Below are 6,326 nucleotides of genomic sequence, written 5' to 3'. Positions count from 1 at the left end.
CCCTTCGACTTCCGCTTCTGCCGGAGGCGTTACGCGTCCAGGGACGTCATCACGTGCTTGATACGCGTGTAGTCGTCGAAGCCGTACGCCGACAGGTCCTTGCCGTAGCCCGACTTCTTGAAGCCGCCGTGCGGCATCTCCGCCACCAGCGGGATGTGGGTGTTGATCCACACACAGCCGAAGTCCAGCGACTTGGACATCCGCATCGCGCGCGCGTGGTCCTTCGTCCACACCGAGGACGCCAGCGCGTACTCCACGCCGTTCGCCCACTCGAGCGCCTGGCCCTCGTCACGGAACGACTGGACCGTGATGACCGGGCCGAAGACCTCGTTCTGGATGATCTCGTCGTCCTGCTTGAGACCGGACACGACCGTCGGGGCGTAGAAGTAGCCCTTGTCACCGACCCGGTGACCGCCCGCCTCCACCTTCGCGTGCGCCGGCAGCCGGTCGATGAAACCGGAGACCTGCTTCAGCTGGTTGGCGTTGTTCAGCGGGCCGTACAGGACGTCCTCGTCGTCCGGCTGGCCGGTCTTCGTGTCCGCCGCGGCCTTCGCCAGCGCGCTCACGAACTCGTCGTGGATGGACTCGTGCACGAGCACCCGCGTCGCCGCCGTGCAGTCCTGGCCGGCGTTGAAGAAGCCCGCGACCGAGATGTCCTCGACGGCCTTCGCGATGTCGGTGTCCTCGAAGACGACGACCGGCGCCTTGCCGCCCAGCTCCAGGTGAACGCGCTTGACGTCCTTGGCCGCCGACTCGGCGACCTGGATGCCGGCCCGTACCGAACCGGTGATGGACGCCATCGCCGGGGTCGGGTGCTCGACCATCGCGCGGCCCGTGTCACGGTCACCGCAGAGGACGTTGAAGACGCCCTTGGGCACGATGGCACCGATGATCTCGGCCATCAGCACCGTGGACGCCGGAGTGGTGTCCGAAGGCTTCAGGACGACCGTGTTGCCCGCCGCCAGCGCCGGCGCGAACTTCCACACCGCCATCATCATCGGGTAGTTCCACGGCGCGACCTGCGCGCAGACGCCGACCGGCTCACGGCGGATGATGGAGGTCATGCCCTCCATGTACTCGCCGGCCGAGCGGCCTTCGAGCATCCGGGCCGCACCCGCGAAGAAGCGGATCTGGTCGATCATGGGCGGGATCTCTTCGGTCCGGGTGAGCTCCAGCGGCTTGCCGGTGTTCTCCGACTCGGCCGCGATCAGCTCCTCCGCACGCTCCTCGAAGGCGTCCGCGATCTTCAGCAGCACCTTCTGACGCTCCGCGGGCGTGGTGTCCCGCCAGCCCGGGAAGGCCGCCGCGGCGGCGGCCATGGCGGCGTCGACGTCGGCCTGACCGGAGAGCGGCGAGGTCGCGTACACCTCTCCCGTGGCCGGATTGACCACCTCGATGGTCCGCCCGTCCGCGGCGTCCCGGAACTCCCCGTCGATGTAATTGCGCAGACGACGCAGTTCGGTGGTCACAACCACCCCTCCTGTCAGATGTCCGATGGGTGAGACACCCCACCCTACGTCGCCCAGGCTAGCCCGACGAGTGACGCTTTCGACAGGTCCGACGCTCCTCAACTTCGAAATCGGTGAGATTTCGATCCAAGAACAACGAATTTCATCGCGGATGGGTTGCGGGATCGACGAGTCCGGTGCACAGTGATGCTCGTGGCCAGTCGAAGCACAGACTCCAGGACCGGGAGCGGGTCGTCCCCGACGATCGATGCCGTCTCCCTGGCGATCATCGAGCAGTTGCAGGAGGACGGGCGCCGACCGTACGCCGCGATAGGCAAGGCCGTAGGCCTCTCCGAAGCGGCGGTCCGGCAGCGCGTCCAGAAACTGCTCGACCAAGGCGTGATGCAGATCGTCGCCGTCACCGACCCGCTCACCGTGGGCCTGCGACGCCAGGCGATGGTCGGGATCAACGTCGAGGGCGACCTGGACCCGGTGGCCGACGCGCTGACTGCCATGCCCGAGTGCGAGTACGTCGTCATGACGGCGGGCTCGTTCGACCTCATGGTGGAGATCGTCTGCGAGGACGACGACCACCTGCTTGAAGTGATCAACCGGCGCATCCGCACCCTTCCCGGTGTGCGCTCCACCGAGAGCTTCGTCTACCTCAAGCTCAAGAAGCAGACCTATATGTGGGGAACCCGATAGCCGTGAGCCAGGACCACAGCGCCCTCTCCAAGTCCGCCTACGACCACCTGTGGATGCACTTCACCCGCATGTCGTCGTACGAGAACTCGCCCGTTCCCACCATCGTGCGTGGTGAGGGCACCTACATCTACGACGACAAGGGCAAGCGCTACCTCGACGGCCTCGCCGGCCTGTTCGTGGTCCAGGCGGGCCACGGCCGCAAGGAGCTGGCCGAGGTCGCCTCCAAGCAGGCGCAGGAGCTCGCGTTCTTCCCCGTGTGGTCGTACGCCCACCCGAAGGCCGTCGAGCTGGCGGAGCGTCTCGCCAACGAAGCCCCGGGCGACCTGAACAAGGTCTTCTTCACCACCGGTGGCGGCGAGGCGGTCGAGACCGCCTGGAAGCTCGCCAAGCAGTACTTCAAGCTCGTGGGCAAGCCGACCAAGTACAAGGTCATCTCTCGTGCGGTCGCCTACCACGGCACCCCGCAGGGCGCCCTGTCCATCACCGGCCTGCCGGGCCTGAAGGCCCCGTTCGAGCCGCTGGTGCCCGGTGCGCACAAGGTGCCGAACACCAACATCTACCGCGCCCCGCTGTTCGGCGACGACCCGGAGGCCTTCGGCCGCTGGGCCGCCGACCAGATCGAGCAGCAGATCCTCTTCGAGGGCCCCGACACCGTCGCCGCGGTCTTCCTGGAGCCCGTGCAGAACGCCGGCGGCTGCTTCCCGCCGCCGCCCGGGTACTTCCAGCGGGTCCGCGAGATCTGCGACCAGTACGACGTACTGCTCGTCTCCGACGAGGTCATCTGCGCCTTCGGCCGGCTCGGCACGACCTTCGCCTGTGACAAGTTCGGCTACGTGCCGGACATGATCACCTGCGCCAAGGGCATGACCTCGGGCTACTCCCCGATCGGCGCCTGCATCATCTCCGACCGGCTCGCCGAGCCGTTCTACAAGGGCGACAACACCTTCCTGCACGGCTACACGTTCGGTGGCCACCCGGTCTCCGCGGCCGTCGGTCTCGCCAACCTCGACCTGTTCGAGCGCGAGAAGATCAACCAGCATGTGCTCGACAACGAGGGCGCGTTCCTGAGCACCCTTCAGAAGCTGCACGACCTGCCGATCGTCGGCGACGTCCGCGGCAATGGCTTCTTCTACGGCATCGAGCTGGTGAAGGACAAGAACACCAAGCAGTCCTTCAACGAGGAGGAGACCGAGCGCGTCCTGTACGGCTTCCTCTCCAAGGCTCTGTTCGACGCCGGTCTGTACTGCCGTGCCGACGACCGTGGCGACCCGGTCGTCCAGCTGGCCCCGCCGCTGATCTCCGACCAGTCGACGTTCGACGAGATCGAGCAGATCCTGCGGTCGGTCCTCACGGAGGCCTGGACGAAGCTCTGAGCCGTCGGTCCGGGCTCCGAGCTGTTGGATCAAGCTCCGAGCCATGAGGATCATCGGCTGTTCGCGGCCCGGATGCACCCCTTCGAGTGAGAAGGAGAGCGTCCGGGCCGCGTGCTGTCCGCACACCCGGTTCCGAGTCCTTACGGTGCCCTGTGACCGTTCGGCCCTGCCTTCGTTCCCCCGCAAGGGGGAACGGGTAGAACTGATCAGAACCGAGGTGTATGCCATGGTGGCCCCGCCGGACAACGATGTGCTCTGGGCACGCTCCCTGCACCACTCCCTGGGCGGCTCGCCCGCGCTCAACGGAGTCTCCATCGGCGTGTGCGAGGGCGAGATCCTCGCCGTGAACGGCCCGCGCGGCTGTGGAAAGACCACCCTGCTGCGCTGCCTCTCGGGTCAGCTCGTACCGCAGCAGGGCGAGGTGTGGTTCAACAGCAGCCCCGTCCACACCATGGGAGCGGTGGCCCGCGAGCGGCTGCGGCGTGACCGCTTCGGCTGGATCGGCCCCGAACCCCAGCTGCTCCCCGAGCTGACGGCGTGGGAGAACGCGGCCCTGCCGCTGCTGCTGCGCGGCTGGTCGCACCGCAAGGCCAAGACCGCCGCCATGGAGTGGCTGGAGCGGCTCGACATCGACGCCTCCGCGCGCAAACGCCCCCGCGCGCTGCTCCAGGCCCAGCGCCAGCGGATCGCCCTCGTCCGCGCACTCGTCACCTCCCCCGCCGTGATCTTCGCCGACGAGCCGACCGCGGCGCTGCACAGCGCGGACCGGGCCCAGGTGCTGCGTACGCTCACCACCGCGGCCCGCTCGCACCGCATCACGCTCGTCCTCGCCACCCACGACGCGGACGTCGCGACGCTCGCCGACCGCTCGGTGGCGCTGGCCGACGGGCGGCGCGTCAGCTCCGCCCACGACGCCGAGGCGGAAGGCCGGGCCGCGTGCTCGCTCTCCGTCTAGCGCGCGGCACCCACCCCCTGGTCCTGCTGCGCCGGCTGATGGTCGCCGCGGCGTCCGCGGGCGTCGGCTTCCTGCTGCTGTGCACGCTGTCCTACGCGGTCTCGGGCCCGGAGCCGTCCGAGCCGCCCCTGCTCCGGCTGGCCTGGTGTCTCGTCCCGCTCGCCGCGGCCGTGCACCTCGCCGTCGCCGTGGCCCGTACGGACCCCGGCGCACGGCCCCGGCAGGGGCTGGACGCGGTCGGACTCGGACCGGTGGGGCTCACCGCGCTGGCCGCCGTCTCGACGGCGGTGTCCTGCACCCTCGGCAGCGCGGTGGCACTGCTGCTCTTCCTCCATCTGCGGGGCGATCTGACGGGGCTGCCGTTCGACGGCGACGCCGCCGAACTGCTCGCCGCCGGGCAGCCGTTGCCGCTGGCCGCCGCCCTCACCCTCCTCGCGCTCGTACCGGTGGCGGGGGCGGGAGCGGCGGCCCTCGCGCTGCGTCCTCGCCGTACGAAGCCGGACGAGCGCTTCGAGGACGAGCACTCCGGGCGCCCCGTCGGGGCCACGCCCGGCGGACTGCCCTGGGGCGTCGCGCTCGCCGCCGCGGGCGTCGCGGTCGAGACGTACGCACGCCAGGGCATGCCGCCCGGCGGCGGGAGCCCGCCGGCCGGGATGCTCGGGGGCTGGGCCCTCACCGCGCTGGGTCTCGCCATGGCCGGTCCGGGCATCGTCCATCTGTGCGGGCGAGTGGTTCAGTCGGTACGCCCCGGGGCCGTCCGGCTCCTCTCCGGGCGCGCGCTGATGAACGACGCGAGCAGGATCGGCCGTCCGCTCGGCGTCGTCTGCGCGGTGGCGTCCGCGACGGTCGCGGCCTCGGCACTCGCCGGGCACCGTCCTCAGCCGTTCGGCGAACTGACCGGACTCGGGGCGGCGCTCGTCGTGGCCTGCACGACGGCGACACTGCTCACCTCCGTGCTGGAGGTCAAGCACGCCCGCGCGGCCGACCGGGCCGGCCTCATCGGTCTGGGCGCCCCCGCCGCCCTCCTCCACGCCTGCGTGGTGCTCCGGTCGGTGGTCCTGCTCGCGGTCTTCGCCCCGCTCACCCTGGCGGTGGCGGAACTGGCCGCGATGCCGCTGCGGTACTGACCCCGGCACCCGGGCGAAGACGCCGGGGCATATCGTTCGGCGCATGATGCAGGGAGACAGGCCGAGGCTGGGGTCGTCCTACGACGACGACCGCGAGATCGAGACAATCGAGGAGTTCGACCAGGTCATCGCGCGACGCGGCAGCCTCGCGGGACACCGCGTCCAGGCCGTCGACCTGACCTCGCGCACCTTCGCGCTGCTCGCCGCGGACACCACCGGCACGATGTTCCTCGGCTGCCGCATGGAGCCCGACGCCGAGGCCAAGGTCCGCACGGACGGCGCGCTGGTCTTCCCGCCCATACCGGATCTGCCGTTCGATCCGTACCGCGGACTCCTGTACTCGCCCGACGAGTTGTTCGAGGGTCTCGCCGAGGGCGGCTACGAGATCACCCGCGACGCGCTCACGTACGAGTGGTTCCAGGAGACCAAGGCCGACCGCGACATCTACGCCTCGATGCTCCGGTCCCTTCACGACGACGCCGTTTCGGACGCCCTGGACGAACTCCTCAACGGGGTACGCGTGGTCGGCGTGATGGGCGGCCACGCGATGAGCCGCGGCACGGACGCGTACGCCGGCGCCGCCAGGCTCGGCCGCGCGCTGGCCCGCACCGGGCTGATCGTCGCCACGGGCGGCGGACCGGGCGCGATGGAGGCGGCGAACCTCGGCGCGTACGCCGCGCCGCACCCCGACGAGATGCTCGACGAGGCTCTCGAACTC

The 6,326-nt window shown here is 69.9% G+C and carries 6 protein-coding genes; 5 read left to right on the top strand and 1 reads right to left on the bottom strand.

What is annotated here, in order from left to right; genetic code table 11:
- Positions 1–29: 29 nt before the first annotated feature.
- Positions 30–1,469 (bottom strand): gamma-aminobutyraldehyde dehydrogenase, encoded by a 1,440-nt coding sequence (locus tag ACWGI8_RS36980; RefSeq protein WP_453667817.1) that lies wholly within the window; start codon positions 1,467–1,469, stop codon positions 30–32.
- Between the two features lie 192 nt (positions 1,470–1,661).
- Here ACWGI8_RS36980 and ACWGI8_RS36975 point away from each other — a divergent pair, with 192 nt between their 5' ends.
- From ACWGI8_RS36975 to ACWGI8_RS36955, 5 genes are all read left to right on the top strand, one after another.
- Positions 1,662–2,153 (top strand): Lrp/AsnC family transcriptional regulator, encoded by a 492-nt coding sequence (locus ACWGI8_RS36975; RefSeq protein ID WP_385412296.1) that lies wholly within the window; start codon positions 1,662–1,664, stop codon positions 2,151–2,153.
- Complete coding sequence (locus ACWGI8_RS36970) at positions 2,138–3,526, top strand: aspartate aminotransferase family protein (RefSeq protein WP_453667816.1); 1,389 nt, start codon at positions 2,138–2,140, stop codon at positions 3,524–3,526. The genes ACWGI8_RS36975 and ACWGI8_RS36970 overlap by 16 nt, the downstream gene beginning before the upstream one ends.
- Before the next feature lie 226 nt (positions 3,527–3,752).
- A complete protein-coding gene (locus tag ACWGI8_RS36965) occupies positions 3,753–4,481 on the top strand; it encodes an ABC transporter ATP-binding protein (protein ID WP_453667815.1) in 729 nt (242 codons plus the stop codon).
- Positions 4,463–5,608: a hypothetical protein gene (locus tag ACWGI8_RS36960; protein WP_453667814.1), complete on the top strand. Its 1,146-nt coding sequence runs from the start codon at positions 4,463–4,465 to the stop codon at positions 5,606–5,608. The genes ACWGI8_RS36965 and ACWGI8_RS36960 overlap by 19 nt, the downstream gene beginning before the upstream one ends.
- A 43-nt stretch (positions 5,609–5,651) precedes the next feature.
- Positions 5,652–6,326 (top strand): SLOG cluster 4 domain-containing protein (locus tag ACWGI8_RS36955; RefSeq protein WP_453667813.1); only part of this gene is annotated, 675 nt, incomplete at its 3' end.

Source organism: Streptomyces sp. NPDC054841, assembly GCF_053611045.1.
The sequence above is the reverse complement of the archived record's forward strand: the minus strand, read 5'-3'. Positions and strand labels throughout refer to the sequence as shown.